General features: G+C 71.9%; 13 protein-coding genes. 4 read left to right on the top strand and 9 right to left on the bottom strand.

The window, feature by feature from the left end:
• Position 1: 1 nt before the first annotated feature.
• Entirely contained in the window at positions 2 to 901 is a 900-nt protein-coding gene (locus EJK15_RS25725; RefSeq protein WP_138713033.1) for a TIM barrel protein, read from the bottom strand.
• The gene (locus tag EJK15_RS25730) at positions 898 to 1,911 is read right to left on the bottom strand and encodes a Gfo/Idh/MocA family protein (RefSeq protein WP_138713034.1); all 1,014 of its coding nucleotides are present in this window, start codon (positions 1,909 to 1,911) and stop codon (positions 898 to 900) included. Before EJK15_RS25730 ends, EJK15_RS25725 begins: the two co-directional genes overlap by 4 nt.
• Before the next feature lie 168 nt (positions 1,912 to 2,079).
• Between EJK15_RS25730 and EJK15_RS25735 the strand changes: the two genes are divergently transcribed.
• Entirely contained in the window at positions 2,080 to 2,817 is a 738-nt protein-coding gene (locus tag EJK15_RS25735; RefSeq protein ID WP_138713035.1) for a GntR family transcriptional regulator, read from the top strand.
• 286 nt (positions 2,818 to 3,103) lie between these two features.
• Positions 3,104 to 4,270 (top strand): elongation factor Tu, encoded by a 1,167-nt coding sequence (gene tuf / locus EJK15_RS25740; protein ID WP_138713036.1) that lies wholly within the window; start codon positions 3,104 to 3,106, stop codon positions 4,268 to 4,270.
• Between the two features lie 105 nt (positions 4,271 to 4,375).
• Here the strand turns inward: tuf and EJK15_RS25745 are convergent, their stop codons facing one another.
• The 7 genes from EJK15_RS25745 to EJK15_RS25775 form a co-directional block, all read right to left on the bottom strand.
• Positions 4,376 to 7,153: a glycoside hydrolase family 2 TIM barrel-domain containing protein gene (locus tag EJK15_RS25745; protein ID WP_138713037.1), complete on the bottom strand. Its 2,778-nt coding sequence runs from the start codon at positions 7,151 to 7,153 to the stop codon at positions 4,376 to 4,378.
• Positions 7,154 to 7,220: 67 nt separating this feature from the next.
• Positions 7,221 to 8,372, bottom strand: a complete 1,152-nt coding sequence (locus EJK15_RS25750; protein WP_138713038.1) for an amidohydrolase family protein — start codon at positions 8,370 to 8,372, stop codon at positions 7,221 to 7,223.
• Between the two features lie 152 nt (positions 8,373 to 8,524).
• Positions 8,525 to 11,923: a phosphodiester glycosidase family protein gene (locus EJK15_RS25755; RefSeq protein ID WP_240777204.1), complete on the bottom strand. Its 3,399-nt coding sequence runs from the start codon at positions 11,921 to 11,923 to the stop codon at positions 8,525 to 8,527.
• 80 nt (positions 11,924 to 12,003) lie between these two features.
• Complete coding sequence (locus tag EJK15_RS25760) at positions 12,004 to 14,253, bottom strand: hypothetical protein (protein ID WP_138713039.1); 2,250 nt, start codon at positions 14,251 to 14,253, stop codon at positions 12,004 to 12,006.
• Positions 14,254 to 14,301: 48 nt separating this feature from the next.
• Positions 14,302 to 15,153, bottom strand: coding sequence for a sugar ABC transporter permease (locus tag EJK15_RS25765; RefSeq protein WP_240777205.1), 852 nt, complete (start codon positions 15,151 to 15,153; stop codon positions 14,302 to 14,304).
• Positions 15,150 to 16,145, bottom strand: coding sequence for a carbohydrate ABC transporter permease (locus tag EJK15_RS25770; protein WP_171074530.1), 996 nt, complete (start codon positions 16,143 to 16,145; stop codon positions 15,150 to 15,152). Before EJK15_RS25770 ends, EJK15_RS25765 begins: the two co-directional genes overlap by 4 nt.
• 4 nt (positions 16,146 to 16,149) lie before the next feature.
• On the bottom strand, positions 16,150 to 17,430 hold the full coding sequence (locus EJK15_RS25775) for an extracellular solute-binding protein (RefSeq protein WP_138713040.1): 1,281 nt from the start codon (positions 17,428 to 17,430) through the stop codon (positions 16,150 to 16,152).
• A gap of 90 nt (positions 17,431 to 17,520) precedes the next feature.
• On the opposite strand from EJK15_RS25775, the gene EJK15_RS74800 reads away from it, so the two are divergent.
• Positions 17,521 to 17,754 carry a pullulanase-associated domain-containing protein gene (locus EJK15_RS74800; protein ID WP_171074533.1) on the top strand — a complete coding sequence of 78 codons (234 nt, stop codon included), beginning with the start codon at positions 17,521 to 17,523 and terminating at the stop codon, positions 17,752 to 17,754.
• A complete protein-coding gene (gene pulA / locus EJK15_RS25780; protein WP_338089889.1) occupies positions 17,646 to 20,321 on the top strand; it encodes a pullulanase-type alpha-1,6-glucosidase in 2,676 nt (891 codons plus the stop codon). Before EJK15_RS74800 ends, pulA begins: the two co-directional genes overlap by 109 nt.
• Positions 20,322 to 20,355: the final 34 nt, after the last annotated feature.

Here is a 20,355-nt window from a genome sequence, read left to right on the forward strand (position 1 = left end):
GTCACGCCCCCGCCACGGCGAGCAGGTGCGCGACGCTCGCCCGCACGTCCGCGACCGGGTCCGGGCCGCCCTCGGCGGGCGCGCCGGTGAGGATGGTGTCCTGCTCCAGGACGTACCAGCCGGTGTAGCCGTGTCCTTCGAGGGCGGACACGATGGCCGCGATGTCCACGTCGCCCTCGCCGAGCGGGACGTACATCCCGCCGGCCACGGCCCCGGTGTAGGTCTCCTCGCCGGCCTGGACGCGCCGCGCCCAGTCGATCCGTACGTCCTTCAGATGGACGTGGGCGATCCGCCCGGGGTGCTGCCGGGCGACCGCGACGGGGTCGCCGCCGCCGATCAGGAGGTGCCCGGTGTCGAGGCACAGGCCCACGCGGCTGCCGTCGAGCACGCGTGCCGTCTCCTCGCCGCTCTCGATCATCGTGCCGACGTGCGGGTGCAGCGTGGCCACGAGACCGCGGGCGGAGGCGGCGCCGGCGATGCGGTCGAGGTTGCCCAGCAGGGTCGCCCAGCCGGACTCGTCGAGGGCCGGGCGGTCGTCGTAGCCCTCCTGCCCGGTGGCGGCGGCCAGGACGACCGTCGAGGCCCCGGCGGCGACCAGGCCTTCCATCGCGCGCTCGACCTCAGGGAGGGGGTCGTGGCCCGGATCGTGCAGGACGACCGGGACGAACTGCCCCACCGCCTTCAGTCCGTACTCCGCCAGGGTCGCGGCCTTGGCCTGCGGGTCTTCGGGGAGGAAGCCGTCGGGGCCGAACTCCGTGGCGGCCAGGCCCAGCCCGCGCATCTGGCGCAGCACGGTGCCGGGGTCGAGCTGGTGGCCCCAGCCCGGGACCTCGCAGACCCCCCACGAGATGGGCGCGCCGGCGATGCGGTCCGCCACCGTCAGGGTGGATGGGGTGGTCATGGCTTCTCGATCCCTTCGATCTCGGAGAGTGCGACCGGCCTGCGCTCCGCCCGCGACAGCTCGCACGCCTCCGCGATGCGGAAGGCCTCGAGCGCGTCGCCGACCGTGCAGGGGGAAGGACGCTCGCCGCGGGCGACGTCCGCGAAGGCGGTGAGCTCGGCCTGGTACGCCGGGAGGAAGCGCTCCATGAACGACCACTTCTGCGGACCGCGCGGGAAGTCCACGCCCTCCTCCGCCGAGCGCATCGCCAGCGAGTGGTCCAGGCCGACGGCGATCGTGCCCTTCTCGCCGAAGACCTCCATGCGGACGTCGTGGCCGCCGCCGTTGTAGCGGGTCGAGGAGACCAGCACGATCGTGCCGTCGTCCAGGGTCAGCAGGGCGCCGCCGGTGTCGACGTCGCCGGCCTCCGCGAAGAAGGCCGCGCCCTTGTTGCCGCCCGTGGCGTAGACGGAGGCCACCTCGCGCCCGGTGACGAACCGGAGGATGTCGAAGTCGTGCACGTTGCAGTCACGGAAGATGCCGCCAGAGGACGGGATGTAGGCAGCGTGCGGCGGGGCCTGGTCGTGGGTGTTGGCCCGGATGGTGTGGATGAAGCCGAGCTCGCCGGACGACACCGCCGCCTGCGCGCGCCGGTATCCGGCGTCGAAGCGGCGCTGGAAGCCGACGTGCACCGGCACGCCGGCGGCCGCGACGAGATCGGCCAGCTCGATGGTCTCCTTCAGGGTGGCCGCCACGGGCTTCTCGCAGAAGGCCGGCACGCCCGCGGCGATGGACTGGCGCAGGAGCGGCGCGTGCCCCGGCGTGGCGGTGGCGATCACAAAGCCGTCGACGCCCGAGGCGAGCAGCGCCTCGGCGTCCGGGGCGACCTGGAGGCCGAGCTCGGCGCCGACGCGCTCGGCGGCCTCGATGTCGGCGTCCGTCACGACCAGTTCGTCGACATAGTCGAGAGCGGCCAGAGTCTTGGCATGGAAGGCGCCTATCCTTCCGACGCCCGCGAGCCCGATGCGCATTCGAGTCCTGTCCAATTCACGTCGTTGATTCGTCGCTCGCCATGGCCCACTCCTGGTCAGGCCGCCGGCGATGTGGTGAAGCCTGCCTTGTTAACAATGCTCGAGTCAAGACTTTGTCCTGACATCATTGCGTAACGTCATATTCATGAGCGGAGGTACACTCGCCTCGTGGCAGTTCAAGTGGGTGTGACGATCGATCGCTCTTCCCCCGTGCCCCTCTACCACCAGCTCGCCGAGCAGCTCCGGGCGGCGATAGCCGGCGGCCGGCTCCAGCCCGGCGACCAGCTCGAGAACGAGATGTCCCTGGCCGAACGGCTCAACCTCGCCCGCCCGACGGTGCGCCAGGCCATCCAGGAGCTGGTCGATCGCGGCCTCGTGCTGCGCCGGCGCGGGATCGGCACCACGGTGGCGAACCCCAAGGTGCACCGGCGCGCGGAGCTCACCAGCCTCTACGACGACCTCACTCGCGCCGGTGGCCTGCCCGCGACCACCGTCCTGCGCCACGAACTGATGCGTGACGAGCGCGTGGCCTCCGCGCTCGACCTGCCCGCCGACACCGAGCTGCTCTCGATCGTCCGGGTGCGTTTCTCCGCCGACCGGCCGCTGGCCATCATGCGCAACTGGCTGCCCCCGGCCTACCACGGCATCACCCGGGAGGACCTCGAGTCCTCGGGTCTCTACGCGGTGCTGCGGAAGCGCGGGGCGCGTCCCGTCGTCGCCGCCCAGTCGATCGGGGCCCGGCCCCCGACCGCGCCGGAACGGCTCCACCTCCTGCTGAAGCCCGCCGAGCCCGTCCTCACGATGACGCGCACCGCGTTCGACGGCGAGGGCAACGCCGTGGAGCACGGCGACCATTGCTATCGCGCCCAGGACTACACCATCGAGGTCCTGGTCGACGAGCGCTGACGCCGCTTCGGCTGAGGCGGCCGGCAGGCTTGCCGGTTCCGGGGTGCGCATCAGGCGGCCTGCCTGGGCGGAATAATCCGTTGCGGTCGCGTGCTGATGATCGCACTATGTTCCTCATGTTCCTGCGCGCTCACCTGACGCCGCCCGCCGTGCCGGGCGCGTTCGAGCGTGCCTGCGGCGGCCTGGAGCGCTGACCTCTTCCCGTGAGTCCTGAGGTGACCCGGCGGGGGGAGGTTGTCGGCCCCGAGCACGGGTCACACGGCACCAGGTCTCAAGAGAAGGAACCATGGCCAAGCAGGCTTATGTACGGAACAAGCCGCATCTCAACATCGGCACGATGGGGCACGTCGACCACGGCAAGACCACGTTGACGGCCGCCATCACGAAGGTGCTGGCGGAGCGCGGGCAGGCCACGTACACGCCGTTCGAGCGGATCGACCGGACCCCGGAGGAGGCCTCCAGGGGCATCACGATCAACATCTCGCACGTCGAGTACGAGACCGCCACCAGGCACTACGCGCACGTCGACATGCCGGGCCACGCCGACTACGTGAAGAACATGATCACGGGGGCGGCGCAGCTCGACGGCGCGATCCTCGTCGTGTCCGCGCACGACGGGATCATGCCGCAGACGCGCGAGCACGTGCTGCTGGCCAAGCGGGTCGGCGTCGAGCACCTGGTCGTGGCCGTCAACAAGGCGGACGGCGCCGACCCGGAGCTGACCGACCTGGTCGAGCTCGAGCTGCAGGAGCTGCTGGCCGAGCACGGCTACCGCGGCGTCCCGATGGTCCGGGTGTCCGGGCTGCGGGCGCTGGAGGGCGACCCGGTCTGGACGGCGTCGGTGGAGGCGCTGCTCCAGGCGGTGGACGAGCACATCCCGGTGCCGGTGCGGTACGTGGACGCGCCGTTCCTGATGCCGGTCGAGAACGTGCTGACGGTCACCGGCCGCGGCACGGTCGTCACCGGCGCCATCGAGCGCGGCACGGTCCGCGTCGGCGACACGGTGGAGGCGGCCGGGTTCGGCGGCGGGTTCGGTGCCGTCGTGACGGGCGTCGAGACGTTCGGCAAGACGATGGAGCGGGGCGAGGCCGGCGACAACGCCGCCGTGCTGCTGCGCGGTGTGCGCCGCGACCAGGTACGGCGGGGCATGGTCCTGGCCGAGCCGGGCAGCCAGCGGGCCCGTACGTCGTTCACCGCCCGCGTCTACCTCCTCACCCCGGAGGAGGGCGGGCGTCGCAGGCCGATCGCGACCGGCTACCGGCCGCAGTTCTACCTGCGGACGACGGACGTGCCCGGTGAGCTGATGCTCGACGAGCCCGCCCGGCCGGGCGACACCGTGGAGGTGACGGTGGAGCTGGGCAAGGCGGTCGCGCTCGAGCCCGGGCTCGGCTTCGCGATCCGCGAGGGCGGGCTGACGGTGGGCGCCGGCACGATCCTCGCCGTGCCCGATTGAGCCGCGTGCTCCTGATGGAGCAGGCCGGGTCCCGCATCACACGGGATCCGGCCGCACCCACGGTTCACGCCGGGTCCCGTCGTGTGCGGGACCCGGCGTTCGCGTTCAGGCCGGGTCGAACCTGAGGGTGAGCGTCGCCTGGCGTGGGGCTCTCAGCTCGTACTTCGGCAGCGTGCCCGGACCGCACGTGGCGGTGCCGATGCCCTGGTGGGCGGCGTCCAGGTGGAGGTGCACCCGGTCCCCCGGCACCAGGTCGGGCCGGTGGCGGGCGGCGGCCAGTTCGTCGTTGCTCCAGCGGCGCGCGGTCATCCCGAACACCGGATCACCGGACACCTTGAAGGCGCCGAAGCCGGCCCACCGCACGTCGGCCCGGTGGCCGTTCTCCTGCGGGTAGACGTACGGCGTCTGCAGCTCGTCGACCGTCGCCGTCCAGCGGCCGACCCGCGCGGCCATGCCCGTGTCCGGGTACGCCTCGCCGGGCCCGCGCCCGAACCACGTGACCCGGTCGGCGGCGGTCCCGGGGAGCGTCATGGTGACGCCGAGCCGCGGGATCGGGTCGGGCCAGTCGCCTTCGGACTCGATGTCGAGGCTCAGCAGCAGGCCGCCCTCCCCGGTGACCGTCCAGTGGTACGTCGCCCGCATCCCGAGGTCCGTGGCCGCGGGCGCGACCCGGGTACGGACGGTCAGCCCGTCGCCGAGCCCGACGTCGTCGACCCGGTGGGTGAGCCGGTGCAGGCCGAGCGCGCGCCACTTGGCTTCGAGGCCGCCGTACTTGTCGTTGTCGGTAGGCACCCGCCACAGGTCCAGCCGCGGCCCCTCGACCTCCAGCCCGAACAGCCTGACGAGCCGCCCCGTCACCGCGTCGAAGGCCGACCCACTGGCGACGATCTCGCCGCCGTCCCGTACGAACGTGACCAGCGACGCCGAGGCGGTCCGAGGCGAGGGCGGCGTCAGGAGCGTCTGCCCCCACGCCACCTCGTGCCCTCCCTCCGCCCACGGCTGATCGCCGGCCAGCACGGCGCGGACGCTCAGCCAGCGCTCCCCCTCCGGCCCCGGCAGGTCGGGCAGCTTGACCTCGCCGCCCCCCGCGGGCACGTCGAGCCGGTACGAGGCGACCGGCTCGCCCTCCACCTCCACGGAGGCGACGAACTCCAGGTGGGTCAGGTCGCGGAAGTCGTAGCGGTTGACGACCCGCACGACCCCGTCCCCGAACTCGAACCTGACCGGCTCGAACACCTTCTTCAGGTCGACCAGCCCGGGCGACGGCGTGCGGTCCGGGAACACCAGCCCGTCGATCACGAAGTTCCCGTCGTGGACGGGCTCGCCGTAGTCGCCACCGTAGGCGTACTCGAAGTCCGGGTGTGCGATCCCGTGGTCGATCCACTCCCAGATGAACCCGCCGGCCAGCCGCGGATACCGCTCGAACAGCTCCTGGTACTCGGCCAGCCCGCCGGGCCCGTTGCCCATGGCGTGGGCGTACTCGCACTGCAGGAACGGCATCGCGCGCCGCCGCGCGTCCAGCTCCGGATCGTCCAGCGGGCTCTCGGCGAGGCGGCCGATGGCCTCGACCTCGTCGTGGGAGGCGTACATGCGCGAGTAGACGTCGGTGTGCGCGCACGACCAGTCGCCCTCGTAGTGGATCGGCCGGGACGGGTCGCGCTCGCGCGCCCAGTCCGCCATGACGGCCAGGTTGCGGCCGACGCCGGCCTCGTTGCCGAGCGACCACATGATGACGCTGGGGTGGTTCTTGTCCCGTTCGACCATGCGGCGCATGCGGTCGAGCAGCGCGTCGGTGTAGCGCGGGTCGTCGGTGGGGTTCCTGCGCCAGTCGACCTCGCCGAAGCCGTGCGTCTCCAGGTCGCACTCGTCGATCACCCACAGGCCCAGCTCGTCGCACAGGTCGAGGAAGGCGGGGTGGGGCGGGTAGTGGCTGGTCCTGACGGCGTTGACGTTGTGCCGCTTCATCAGCAGCACGTCGGCGCGCATGGTCTCGTACGGGACCGCGCGACCGTGCTCGGGGTGGAACTCGTGCCGGTTCACGCCCTTGAGCAGCAGCGGGCGGCCGTTGGCGAGCAGCACGCCGTCCACGATGGAGATCGTGCGGAAGCCGACGCGCAGCCGTACCGTCTCCTCCGGGAACGTCACGGCGGCGTCGTACAGGCGCGGGGTCTCCGCCGTCCACGGCTCGACGTCGAGCGCGACCTCGGTGCCCGGCTCGAGGCCGGCGACGCCGAGCTCGGGGATGCTGAGCAGACCCCCCTCGCCCTCGAAGCTGAGCGTGCCGTCGTGAGAGGCGTGCACAAAGACGTCGGCGGTGGAGCGGGTGAGTGTGACGTCCCGGAAGATGCCGGGCAGCCACCACATGTCCTGGTCCTCCAGGTAGCTGGCGGCCGACCACTGGTGCACCCGCACGGCCAGCACGTTGCGCCCGGGGCGCAGCCACGGCCCCGCGTCGAACTCGACCGGCAGCCTGCTGCCGGTCGAGAAGCCCAGCTCGTGCCCGTTGAGCCAGACCCTGGCGAAGGAGTCGGCGCCCTCGAACCGCAGCCGGCCGCCCGTCCAGCCCTCGGGCAGGTCGAACGCGCGGCGGTAGTCGCCCGTCGGGTTCTCGTCGGGGACGTGCGGCGGATCGATCGGGAACGGGAAGTCGACGTTGGTGTACGCGGGCGCGCCGTGACCGTGCAGCGGCCAGTGGGCCGGGACCGGCAGATCGCCCCAGGCAGCGTCGTCGTAATCCGGGCGGGCGAAGTCCTCGGGGACGTTCGCGGTGGGTGAGAGGCGGAAGCGCCACGTCCCGTTGAGGTCGAGGGCGGGCGCGTCGGAGCGGAGTGCCGCCCGGGGTTCGAGTCGGCCCGAACCGGGGGCGAAAGTTTCGAGATCCATCGTCGCCGAGCCTAGAGCTTCGAGAGCATTTTGGGCAGCTATGAGTTTTGTGTCCGTACTGAAAGTCTCATGTACCCGGGCCCAGGCCGTAGACGCGGCGGGCGTTCTCGGCGCCGACCATGGACGCCACCCGCGCCGCCTGCCCGATCGACCACTCCCCCTCGGCCACGAACCCGCCCACGACCCGGGCCATCGCCCGCCGCCACAGCACCGCCCCGAGGTGGTGCAGCTCGGCCGGTCCCCAGCCGTCGGAGGAGAAAAGGATCTTGGCGAACGGCGCCGCCTCCAGGCTCTCCGCGACCAGCGCCACACTCCGCGCCCCCGTGAAGGTGACGCCCAGCCCGACGTCGAAGTACACGTTCGGGTACGCCTGCGCCAGAAATCCGGCATGCCGCTGGTACGGATAGCAGTGCAGCAACAGCAGCGGCACCCCGGCCGGCTCGGCCAGCTCGATCAGCCCGCGCAGCAGCAGCGGGTCCGACCGGCGCAGGTCCACGTCCGGATCGCCGTACCCGATGTGGAACTGCAGCGGCAGGCCCCGGTCGAGCCCGGTCCAGATGAGGTGCCGCAGCAGCACCGGATCGGCCAGCCGCCCGCCCTCGGCGAACCAGCGGCCGGCCGCCTCAGCGACCTCCTCGCTGCTCGGCCGCGCCGGGTCGAAGTCGAGACCGTGCCGGTAGGCGGCGATGGTCTTGAGCCCGCGGGCCGTACGGGTGCGCTCCCACAGCGCCTCCTCGAACCGCCCGGCGAACGCACCCGCCGCGCACCCGCTCTCCGCCACCTGCTCGGCCACGGCCTCCAGCCGCACCACCTCGTCGGCGGGCACGCCGGTCGCCTCGGCCATGCCGGACGGGCCGAGCACCTCGTCGCCGCGGTAGCCGGTCTCGACGAGGAAGTGCCCGACGCCGCTCGCGGCGAGCAGCCGCCGGTTGACCTCGTCCACGCCCAGCCTGGCCCGCCTGGCCAGGTACGCCTCCGGCGTGCCATGCGGGTCGAGGCCGAGCACGGGGGCGCAGTGGCGCAGGATGGCGTACCCCACCTGGGAGTCGAACTGCGTCATCCACTCGGGCACCGGCCGGTCGGACTCGGTGATCAGCTCCTCGAACGCCTTGCGCGACAGGTCGACGGCCGACACGCCGTGCACGTGGTGATCGACCAGCGGCAATTCCTCGATGGCCCGTACGAGGCCGCCGGGCACGAGGTCGAGCTCAAGGGACATCGGCGATCCTCCCGCTCGTGCGCAGGTCAGGGCACCCGGCCAGGATATGCGAGCGCCTCCCGGCGAGCGGCGGCCCACGCGCCGGTGAAAAGCCGTGGCCAGGCCGCGCGACCGCATGGCGGGCGGTCGCGCGGCACGGTCGTGGCGAGCGGTCAGGCGGCCGCCCTGGCGGTGAGCGCCACGCCCGCCTGGCGGGTGACCCCGTTGACGGTGACCGCGACCGTCACCTGTCCCTTGCGCAGCGCCGTCAGCGTGCCCGCCGCCGGGTCGAGGACGGCGACGTGCCACGGCTTGGCCGTCTGGCGGGTGCCGACGTGCAGGTTCGGCGAGCCGGACCACGTGACCGACACCGGGTACGCGGCGGGCACCGTCCTGCCGTCCTGCCCGACCGCGGCCGTCACCTCGGCGGGCGCGCCCACGGCGACCGTGGCGGGGGCGGTCAGCACGAGGTCGTCCACGTGCGGGCGGACCTGCGTGCCGATCCAGTCGGGCGAGTCCGCGAACCAGTTGCGGCGCACGTGCTCGGCCTCGGCCCGCGTCACCGGGTCCACGCCCCACAGCGACCAGCCGGTGAAGCCGCCGTCGTCGGGCGCGGTGGCGGGGTTCTTGCCGGAGTTGCCGTTGATGAAGTACGGCACCGCGTCCACCCGCGCGGCGTGGAACGTCCCCACGTGCGCCCCGATGAAGGCGGCCCCCTTGCCGGTGTCGCGCTGGAAGCCGGCCAGCCATCCCTCCACGAGCGCGGCCTCCTTGCGGTCGCCGAGCTGGCTGCCCTTGCCGGGCGTCGGGTCGCGCGGCGGCACGTGGAACAGCACCGCGACGGACCCGATCGACGCGTCCTCGGCGGCCTTGTCCAGCTCGGACCTGAGCATGGCCACCTGGTCGTAGCCGCCGCCCCTGAGGTTCAGCCGCGAGGTGTCGAGGGTTATGAAGCGGGTGCCCTTGTGGTCGAAGGTCCGGTACGTGTCGCCGAAGGCGGCCTTGAAGTTGTCGATCTTGCCGCCCATGACCTCATGGTTGCCCGGAATGTAGTGATATTTCAGCTCTCCTCCGAGTTCCTCATCGAGGATCCGCTTGGCCAGCGCGAAGTCCTCCGGCGACGCCTCGTCCACCAGGTCACCGTTGATCAGCAGGAAGTCGGGCTTGGCCGCCTTGATCTCGCGCAGCGTGCGGCGGGCGTTCTTGACGATGTCGCTGTCGGGGGTCCTGGCCACGAACTGCGCGTCGGACATGACCGCGAACCGCCAGGGCATCCCCGCCACCTCGGCCTTGACCACGGGGTCGGCGACCTTGGGCGCGGGGGGCGCGGAGACCGCCGGCGGCACCTTGGCGACCAGGCCGTCGATGAGGATCTCGTTGGTGTACTTGGCGTCGGCCTTGGTCTCGGCCACGTAGAAGCGCCGCAGCCGGAGCGGGTAGTTGACGCCCGCGGGCACGGCGAACTCGACGTACTTCCAGCCGGTCCACGTCATGTACGGACCGCGCAGGATCTGCGACTGCCCAAGCGCGTCGTAGAACTCCAGGCTCGGCCACTCCCCCTTGCCGGTCGAGTGGATCCACAGCCCGAACGCCTGTGGCTGCCCGTCCACCACGATCTGCTGCGGCGGGCTGGCGTAGGCGGCGCGGGTGGCGGTCGAGGTGGTGAAGTCGTACGACAGCTTGAGGCCGCCCCCGCTCTGCCCGGGCGCAGCCGACAGCGAGCCGGTGGCGCGGGCGGCGGCGAACGTCCACTTCGCGGCGTCCTCGAAGTCGGCGACCGGCTTCTCCTCGAACCCGACGGTCACCGGCACCGCAGTGCTGTTCTTGCCGACCTTGGCGGTGATCAGCCCGGACCCGGTGGCCTTCCTGGCCTTGACCGTGAAGTAGCCGTGCTCGGCCGCGGTGACCTCGAACAGGCTCTTGTCGTAGTCGAGCGCGAGGTCGGCGGGCTCGATGGGCGCGGAGTTTCCGTTGCGGTCGTAGCCGACCACGCCGAACGTGGCGGTGCCGTCCGCGCCCGGCATCCCGAGCCGGTCGGCGGTGGTGCCGAGCCGCTGGAGCGGCTGGAGCACGGTCAGGTCGATGGTGCCCTTGGCGCCGCCGCGGGAGGCGGTGACCGTGGTCTGGCCGGGCACGAGGGCGTGGAATCTGCCGTCGCGGACGATGCCGTGCACGGCCGGGTTGGACCGCCAGGACGGGGTTCCGGCGGCGGGGCCGTACGTCTCGTCGTATCCGGCGGCGGTCAGCCGCCTGGTGAGGCCGGGGAAGACGCGGTCGGGGCGGCCTCCGGCGACGGGGGCGACGCCGGGCGCCCTGGCGGGGTCGCTCGCGGTCTCCAGCCAGAAGCCCTTGAGCCTGCCGCTGCCCTCGGGCGCGTAGAGCGCCAGGCCGTTGGGGACGTGGCGCTCGCCGCCGTCGGAGGGGCTGTTCTCGACCTGCACGCCGGCGGAGCCCGGCTCGCGGGCGAGCATGGTGGAGGAGCCGCCGCCGTCGAGGTTGAGCGCGTTGGCGGCGCCGAGGTCGGCCATCATGGCGGCGAGCTCGTTGAGCGTGACGCCGCGGCTGTCGGCCTGGCGGCCGTCCACGGTCAGCAGGTACATCTTCCGGCCGTCGGCGGAGAACCCGACGGCGGTACGCGGGTGCGCGGCCGGGTCGGCGGAGTTCTGCGCGACGCCGTCCTTGACCAGCACCCAGTTGCCGCCCACGGCCGCCTTGACCGTGCTGCCGTCGGACGCCTTGGGCCGGTACTTCACGTCCACGCGATCGCCCGTCTTGAGGGCGGCCAGCGCGGCGGCCCCGGCGTCGCGGCCGAGCAGGATCGTGGTCCCGGCGGGGATGGGCCCGGTGCCCGCGGAGGCGCGCACCTCGGAGACGACCCCGTTCACCAGGACGACCTCGGCGACGGACGCGGCGCCCTCGACCGCGCGGGCCCGGTTGTAGGAGCCCCACAGCGGCGTGAACAGCCCGGCGCCGCCGCCCTGCACGATCTGGTTGAACTGGGTGAGCGGGATCGGCGACCCGCCGGCCGGCGTGGCGGTGCCCTCGAAGTACATCTTCAGCACGCGGCCGACGCCGTCGCCGGTGACCGCGACCGCGTTCTCGTGCCCGGCGACGGGCGACTGGATGAGGTTGCCGTTCTGGACGCCGACGCCCTGGGCGGCGCCGGAGTTGTTGATGTCGAAGAAGTCGCCGTTGACGGCCGCGACGGCGCGGGAGCGCTTGGCGGGCCCGGACAGCGGCTCGGTCTTGGACACCTCGCCGGAGAAGACGTAGTCGGCCTTCGCGCCGCCGAGGTCGGCGGTGATCGCGTCCGCACGTAACCAGCCGAGCGCGTCGTAGGTGTCGAACGAGGTCAGCGAGATCCCCGGCGCGACGGGCCGGGTCCTCTTGGCCGTCTCCAGCCGCGGCTGCCCGGCGGCGGCCCGGGCGAGCAGCGTGGACGGCGGCGGATAGGACGACGCCTCGAGCGCGTCCTCTGCGGGTGGTGCGGGGTCGGCCTGGGCGGGCGCGGCGGTCAGTGCCACGGGGGCTAACAGGAACGCGGCGGCGGCCAGCAATCGGAGGGTCTGCACGACCGAACTCAATCGCTCGCGGATATAACTTTCAAGACCGAAGGGTGAACTAAAAGATAATTTCAGATCGTGCGTGGCCCTCACGCGGCGCGCTTGACGCGGATCAGCCGGTCGAGCGCCTCGTCGTAGAGCGGGTCGAGCCAGTAGTCGGAGTGCCACCGCGCCTCGGGCAGCGGCTGGCCGGGTCCCGGCCGGAGCGGGTCCCAGCAGAACCGGTCCACGGGGTCCGCGTCGATCCTCTTGGCGCCGGGCCCGGCGCCGAGGGGGTCGACGCGGCGGAACACGGGTCCGCCGAGGGGGTCGCTCAGCCGGTAGAGGTTGTACCACGGCACGGCGTCACGCACGGCGGTGAGCCCGGGAGTGCCGAAGTAGGCGGGGAAGAAGGCGGCGTACAGGCGGCGCAGCGGCGAGCCGTGAGTGAGCAGGCGGACCCGCCGCCGCAGCCGGGGGTTGAGCTGCGGGACCAGGGCTGCGGCGATGACGCTGCCCTGGCTGTGCCCGGAGAGGATCACCCGGTCCCGGTCGGTCCCAGCGAGCCTGCCGACCCGGGCGATCAGCTCGGGGATGACGCGCTCGGTGTAGCAGGGCGGGGCGAGCGGGTGGACGGCTCGGGGCCAGAACGTGGACACGTCCCAGAGAATCCCGATCGTCCTGCGCAGCCGGGAGTCACAGTACGTGAGGCGGCCGAGCAGCGCCACGCCGACGATGGCCGCGATCATGGCCCAGCTCCCGATCGAGGCGAGCAGCCCGGCGATCCCGCCGATCGGAGGGAACAGCCGGAACCGGTAGATCACGGTCACCGCGGCGAACCCGGCCACACCGATGCCGGTGAGCACCGCCAGCACGAGCCCGGCGCGGTCGGTGAGCGCGGCGAGCGCCCACTTGGCCGCAACCGCGCCGCTGTGCCGCTGGCCGTAGTACGGCGCCAGCCGCGGCGCGAGCCGGGCCGCCTCGGCCCTGCGGATCAGACAGAGGACGGCCGCGAGGGCGAGGAGTCCCAGCAGCAGGAGAGGCACCAGCGCCGCCGTCCACCAGACGGCGTCGTCGAGGAAGAGCTTGCGTCCGAGCGGCTCGGGCTCGGCGGTGCTGCCCGGCAGGCCGAGGAACGTGGCGGTCCAGAACTGCACGCCGAGCGCCAGCACGTTCGCGGTGCCCGCGGCCGCCATCAGCGCGAACCAGCCCGCCAGCCCGCCCAGCGCCCGCCGCTCGATCGGATCCCTCGTGCTCCGTGGGCGGTCCATGGCGGCGAGCACGCAGGTGGTGACCAGGACGAACAGGCCGAGCCCGATCGTGAGCGCGAACTGGAACGCTCCAACGCCGACACCGGGAAGCTGGAGTCCGGTGGCACTGGGCGACATCCCGGCCAGGGCCAGCGCGACCGTGGCCGCGAACACCAGCGGCGCGGCCGCCCGCAAGGCCAGGCACGCGTACGTGAGCCACTCCGGAGCACGCGCGCCGGAGTGCGGGTCCACGCGCCTGGCGAGCCACGGGAGCACCACCAGCACCGCGGCGGCGAGCTGGACGCCGCCGTTGGCGACGGTCAGGGCGAGCCCCTGCGGGGTGCCGGCGAACGGCGCGGACACGGCCAGCCCGATCGACGCGATCGAGAAGGCGACGTGCACGACCCGCAGCCGCCACACCGGCGCACCGCCGTGCCACAGCCGCGGCCGGGCCAGCAGCGGACGGGTACGGGAGACGCCGTCGGCAGGGATGACGGTCTGCTCGTCGCGCCGCCAGGTGCGCCGCGCGAGCCACCACAGCAGGACCACGACCAGGAGCGGCACGAGCGCGGTGACCGCCAGCCGCCGGGACGGCTCGCTCCCCCACAGCGCGCCCATCCAGTGCACCCACGCCGGGGACGTGTCGTGGGTGCAGGCCCGGCCCGCGGCCGTGCACTGCCAGCCGACGAGGTCCACGCTCGCCCTGGTGACGGCGCCGACGAGGGTGCCGGTGAGCAGCAGCGCGAACAGCCGCTGGGCCGCCTCGGTGACGTGCCGCAGCCGGGCGCCGCGTGGCGGCCTGGGCAGCATGAAGTAGGACAGATTCGCCAGCGAGAACGGCAGCAGCGGCAGCCACAGCGCGATCGTCCGGCCGCCGGAGGTGAGGCCGCCCCACGCGTACGCCTCCCGGTGACGGACGCCGGGCACGTCCGCGTCGTCGCCGACCGGCCGGCCGGTCGGCCACCAGCGCCGGTAGAACCCGGTGGGTCCGCCGCCCGTGACGCGGCGGGGGTGGGGGTGGTTGAGCATGCCCTCGGGCGGCGTGCCGTTGACGCCGTGCACGCGCAGCTCGGTCACACCTCCGCAGGTCCTGTCGATGAATCCGTCCATGCCACCAGGATCGTGCGTGGCACGCCATCACGTACAGTGATTGGCCGATTACGATTTCGTGGCTCCCGCGGTGAGGCCGGTGACGAGGTGCCGCTGGACCATCAGGAACACGACCCCGGCCGGGATGGCGATGAGCACGGCCGAGGCGGTCATCAATCCCCAGTCGGACCAGTGCTGGCCGACGAACTGCTGCAGGCCGACGCCGAGGGTGCGCTTGTCCTCCTGGGACATGAACACGGTGGCGTAGCCGACCTCGCCCCAGGCGGTCATGAAGCAGTAGAAGGCGGTCACCGCGATGCCGGGCCGGGCCAGCGGCAGCACCACCCGCCAGAACACCCCGAACGGCGTCAGCCCGTCCACCAGCCCGGCCTGGTCGATCTCCACCGGCACGGTGTCGAAGTAGCTCTTCATCATCCAGGCGCAGAAGGGCACCGCGATCGTCATGTACGCGATCACCAGGCCGGGGATCTGGTTCAGCAGGCCGAGCCCGGCCATCAGGTTGTACAGCGGCACGATCAGGATGGCGACCGGGAACATCTGGGTGATCAGCAGCAGCCACATCACGCCGCGGTGGCCGGGGAAGCGGAACCGGCTGACCGCGTACCCGGTGGTGGCGGCCAGGAACACCCCGGCCACCATGGTCAGCCCCGCGGTCAGCACGCTGTTGAGCAGCCACTGCGGAAATCGCGTCCCCGTCAGCACCCGCGCGTAGTTGTCCAGAGAGGAGTCGTCGAAGAGCCGCAACTCGGTCGACAGCCAGCCGTCGCGCGGCTTGAGTGAGGTGAGGACCAGCCACACCACCGGAAACAGCGAGACGGCCACCGCCAGGAGGAGTCCGGCGTGCAGGCCGATCGAGGCCAGCGGGCCCCGCTCACCTCGCATCCTGTGGCTCGGGCTCACCACGGCTCTCCTCGACTGCGCAACGTCCGGCGATATCCCACGGCCAGCACGATCAGCATGGCCAGGATGATCACGCCCCAGGCGGCCGACCCGGCGTAGTCGCGGATCCCGGTGAACGCCTCCCGGAAGGCGTAGGTGACCAGGATCTCCGTCTCGCTGCCCGGCCCGCCCCGGGTGATCAGGAAAATGATGGGGAACATGTTGAACGTCCAGATCGTGCCCAGCAGCACCACCGTGGACGACACCTGCCGCAACCCCGGCAACGTGATCGCGGTGAACCGCTGCCACGGGTTCGCCCCGTCCACCTCGGCCGCCTCATACAGCTCGGCCGGGATCGACTGCAGCCCGCCCAGCAGCGCGACCATCATGAACGGCACCCCGATCCACACGTTCACCACGATGACCGCGATCTTCGCCGTGGTGGGATCGTCCAGCCAGCCCACCCCGGACAGCCCGGCCAGCTTGAGCAGCCCGTTGATCACGCCGTAGTCGCTGTTGTAGAGGTAGCGCCAGATGAACGCGGCCACGAACGCCGGCACCGCCCACGGCAGGATCAGCAGCACCCGGTAGACGGACCGGAACCGCAGGCGGCGGTTCAACATCACCGCGAGGCCGAGGCCGATGCCGTAGTGGGCGGCCACGCACACCACCGTCCAGATCACCGTCCAGGCAAGCTTGTCCCAGAACAGGCTGCTGGTCAGGATCCGCACATAGTTGTCCAGGCCGACGAACTCGTACGTGGCCGGGATCACGTTCACCCCTATGGTGCGGCCGATATTGGCCTCGGTCGCGTCCGTCAGCGACAGGTACACCCCTCGCGCCAGCGGCCAGCCGATCAGCACCAGCATCACGACCACCACCGGCGCGATCATCGCCCAGGCGTACCAATGGGCCAACAGGAGGCGCCGTAACGGGCCCGGCTTGTCATGGCGGTGGTTCCGGCCGCGGGCGGACTCACCCGCGGCCGGCACGCGCCCGGTCGAGACCGCCACCGGGTCAGCTCCAGTCCTTCATGATCCCGCGATACTGCTCATCGACCTTCTTGAGCATGTCCGCGGGCCCGGACTTGCCGCCCACCAGCGACTGGTAGCCCTCCAGCAGAGGCTGGAACAGCTGCCCGCCCTCCGGGATCCACGGCCGCGGCACCGCCGTGTCCATGATCGGCTTGAACACCGCCACGTCCGCGTTGCCCTGCACCTCCGGATTCGCATACGCCGACGTGCGGGTCGGCAGCAGGCTGATCTCCTTGGCGATCTTCGCCTGCGCGTCGACCGTGGTCATGAACCGGACGAACTCGTACGCCGCCGGGATGTTCTTCGAGCCGGCGTAGATCGCCAGATTCCAGCCGCCCGTGGGAGCCGCCGCCTTGACCGATCCCGACGGGACCGGGGCGATGCCCAGATTCTTCTTGTCCTGGAACTCCTTGCCCTGATAGATCTCCGACAACGCCCACGGGCCGTTGTAGATCATCGCGGCCTTCCCCTCCTTCAGGGCCGTCATCGCGTTGGCATAGCTCTCGGTCGTGGCCGGCTTCGGCGCGGCGCCGGAGGTGATCAGATCGGACACCGTCTCGATCGCCTTCACGTTCGCCGGCGAATTCACCACGATCTTCTTGCCGGCCACGTCCAGCAGGTCCCCGCCTTCGCCGTAGATGAACGGCAGGAGGAAGTAGGAGTCGACGTTGAGTGCCAGCCCTTCGGCGCCGGTCTTGGCTTTGACGTCCAGCGCGACCTGCTTCAACTCCGCCACCGTGGCCGGCGGCTGCTCGTGGCCGGCCTCCTTCAGCAGCCGCTTGTTGTAGATCAGCGCGAGGGTGTCGGTGACCTGCGGCACCGCGTACGTCTTGCCGCCGTACTTCGTGCTGCTCAACGGGCCCGCCAGGAAGTCCTCCGGCTTGTCGACCGCGCGGGTGCCGTCCAGCGGCTGCAGATAGCCCAGCGACGCGAACTGCGACGTCCAGGCCACCTCCGACCGGATCACATCCGGCGCGCCCGCCCCGGCCTGCGCCGCCGTCTGGAACTGGTTCTGCGCCTGGTCCGACGGCACGTTCACATAGTTGACCTTGATACCGGGGTACGCCGCCTGGAACTCCTTGATCAATGCCTGGAACGTCGGCCCCTCACTCTCCGGCCGCGTGGTGTCCCACCACGTCACCTCACCAGTGATCTTCGACGGGTCGGCGGGTGGCGGCGCGGGGGCGGGCACACCGCCGCCACAGGCGGAAACCGCCAGCGCGAGTGCCGCAACGACCGCTGCGGCGGGTAAGAGTCGTCGCATGTCCTCTCCTCACAGAGCTCGATCGGAGGTGGATCAAGCCGGACGTTACGCCGCCGTGATGCGTCCGGGTAGAGGCGAACGCAAAGCCTTCTGCAACCTGTTACATCTCTAGGCGTTGAATTTCAGAAACTTCCAGAGAGGGTTGCAAAGGCGACAACGGCCGTCCTGCATTACCTCAGGCCGAACGGGAACCATGACGGCTGGAGGCTGCACGTGTGGGACGGCGCGGCCGAGCCGACCGAGCGGGCCACTCCCCCGCGGCCGTCGGGGCCGTGTTCCGGGTGCCGCTCGCCGAGGGGGCGAAGAGGACGAAAGCCGACCTGACCGAGGCCAGGGCACACTGGATCGACCGCGACACGGTGGCCTGGCAGGTCGAGCCGTCGTCGCGGCACTTCCTCGCCTTCAGCGCGAAGGGCGACATCGCCTGCGACGAGGACGAGCTGACCGGCGACCTGCGGCTCGTCCGCCTGACCCCGGGCACGCTGACCGGCGAGCAGCAACGCAGGTGGCCGCACCTGGCCGCCTGCCAGGCGCTGAAGGTGGGCCCGCGCGATGCCGGCCTGGTGAAGGAGGCGCTGCGCGGCCAGGTCGTGGCCGTGGCGCGGGACGCCTCGGGCAGGCTGCTCGCCGCGACGGGCGTGCAGATCCCCGGCGTGCTCGACGACGTGTACGCCAAGGCCACCACCGCCACGCTCGGCCCGACCGGCCGGATCATCCCGAAGCTGGCGCTGTGGGCGCCGACCGCGCAGAAGGTCGAGCTGGCGCTGTACGGGCCGCGCCGCCGCACCGTGCACCGGATGCGCCGCGACGACGAGACCGGCGTCTGGTCGGCGCACGGGCCGCCGACGTGGCTGGGCCGCGAGTACACGTTCCTGGTGACCGTCTACTCCCCCGAGGACGGCATGGTGGTGACCAACGAGGTCACGGACCCGTACAGCCTGGCCGTGGCCCCGGACGGCGTGCGCAGCAGGCTCGTCGACCTGGACGCCCGGGTCCACAAGCCGCCCGGCTGGGACCGGCTGGCCAAGCCGGAGGCCGTGCCGCAGCACCAGGCGTCGATCTACGAGCTGCACGTGCGCGACTTCTCCGCCTCCGACGCGACCGTCCCGGCCGGGCGGCGCGGCACGTACGCGGCCTTCGACGGGGACGACGGGAAGGGCGGGGGCACTGCGGGGATGCGGGAGCTGCGGGCGCTGGCCGAGGACGGGCTGACGCACGTGCACCTGCTGCCGGTGTTCGACATCGCCACGATCCCCGAGCGCCGGGCCGACCGGACCGAGCCCGACTGCGACCTGGCCGCGCTGCCCGCCGACTCCGAGCGGCAGCAGGAGTGCGTGGCGCGCACGGCCGCGAATGACTCCTTCAACTGGGGCTACGACCCGCTGCACTACACGGTGCCGGAGGGCTCGTACGCGACGGATCCGGACGACCGGATCAAGGAGTTCCGCGGCATGGTCGCCGCGCTCAACCGGGCCGGGCTGCGCGTGGTGATGGACGTGGTCTACAACCACACGCACTCCACCGGCGTGCTCGACCCGATCGTGCCCGGCTACTACCACAGGCTGCTCGACGACGGCTCCGTGGCCACCTCCACCTGCTGCGCGAACACCGCCCCCGAGCACGCGATGATGGGCAAACTCGTGGTCGACTCCGTCGTCACGTGGGCGAGGCACTACAAGGTGGACGGCTTCCGCTTCGACCTCATGGGCCACCATCCGAAGGCCGGCATGCTGGCGGTGCGGCGGGCGCTCGACGCGCTGACCGTGGCGAAGGACGGCGTGGACGGCAGGTCGATCATCCTGTACGGCGAGGGCTGGAACTTCGGCGAGGTCGCCGACGACGCCAGGTTCGAGCAGGCCACGCAGGCGAACCTGGCCGGCACCGGCATCGGCACGTTCATCGACGGGCTGCGGGACGCGGTGCGCGGCGGCGGCCCGTTCGACGCCGACCCCCGGGTGCAGGGGTTCGGCTCCGGCCTGGCGGGCGCCCCCAACGGCGCACCGGCCAACGGCTCGGCCGAGGAGCAGCGGGCTCGGCTGGCCGCCTACTGCGACGTGATCAGGGTCGGGCTGACCGGGAGCCTGCGCGACTACGTGCTGCCGTCCGGCAAGAAGGGCTCGGAGATCCACCACAACGGCTCACCGGCGGGGTACGCGGAGGCGCCCGGCGAGGCGGTGGCATACGTGGACGCGCACGACAACGAGACGCTGTTCGACGCGCTGGCGTACAAGCTGCCGCAGGACACTCCCATGGCCGACCGGGTGCGGATGCAGGCGCTGTCGCTGGCCACGGCGATGCTGTCGCAGGGGACGGCGTTCGTGCACGCGGGCAGCGAGCGGCTGCGGTCGAAGTCCCTCGACCGCAACTCCTACGACTCCGGCGACTGGTTCAACCGGCTGCTGTGGGACTGCGCGGCCGGCAACGGTTTCGGCGCGGGCCTGCCGCCCAGGGCGGACAACGAGGCCAGGTGGCCGTACGCCAGGCCGCTCCTGGCCGACGCGGCGCTGCGGCCCGGCTGCGACGCGATCAACGCCAGCCGGGCGCGCTTCGGCGAGCTGCTGCGGATCCGGTCGTCGACGCCGGCGTTCGCGCTGGGCTCCCTGGACGAGGTGCGGCGACGGCTGTCGTTCCCGGACTCGGCCGAGGGCGTGATCACCATGCACGTGGACACGACGGGCCTCGATCCGCGCTGGACGTCGGTCACCGTCGTCTTCAACGCCACCCCGTCGGCCTGCACGCAGGCGCTGGCGGCGCCGGCGGGGCGGGACGTGGCCCTGCATCCCGTACAGGTCGCCTCCGGCGATCCGGTCGTGCGGGAGTCGGCGTTCGACCCCGCCACCGGCACGCTGACCATCCCGGCCCGCACGGTCGCGGTCTTCGTCACGTCTTAGCAGGGTTTCAGGCCCGCCGAGCTGGGCATGCGCA

The sequence above is a fragment of the Nonomuraea basaltis genome (assembly GCF_005893125.1).
GTDB lineage: Bacteria > Actinomycetota > Actinomycetes > Streptosporangiales > Streptosporangiaceae > Nonomuraea > Nonomuraea basaltis.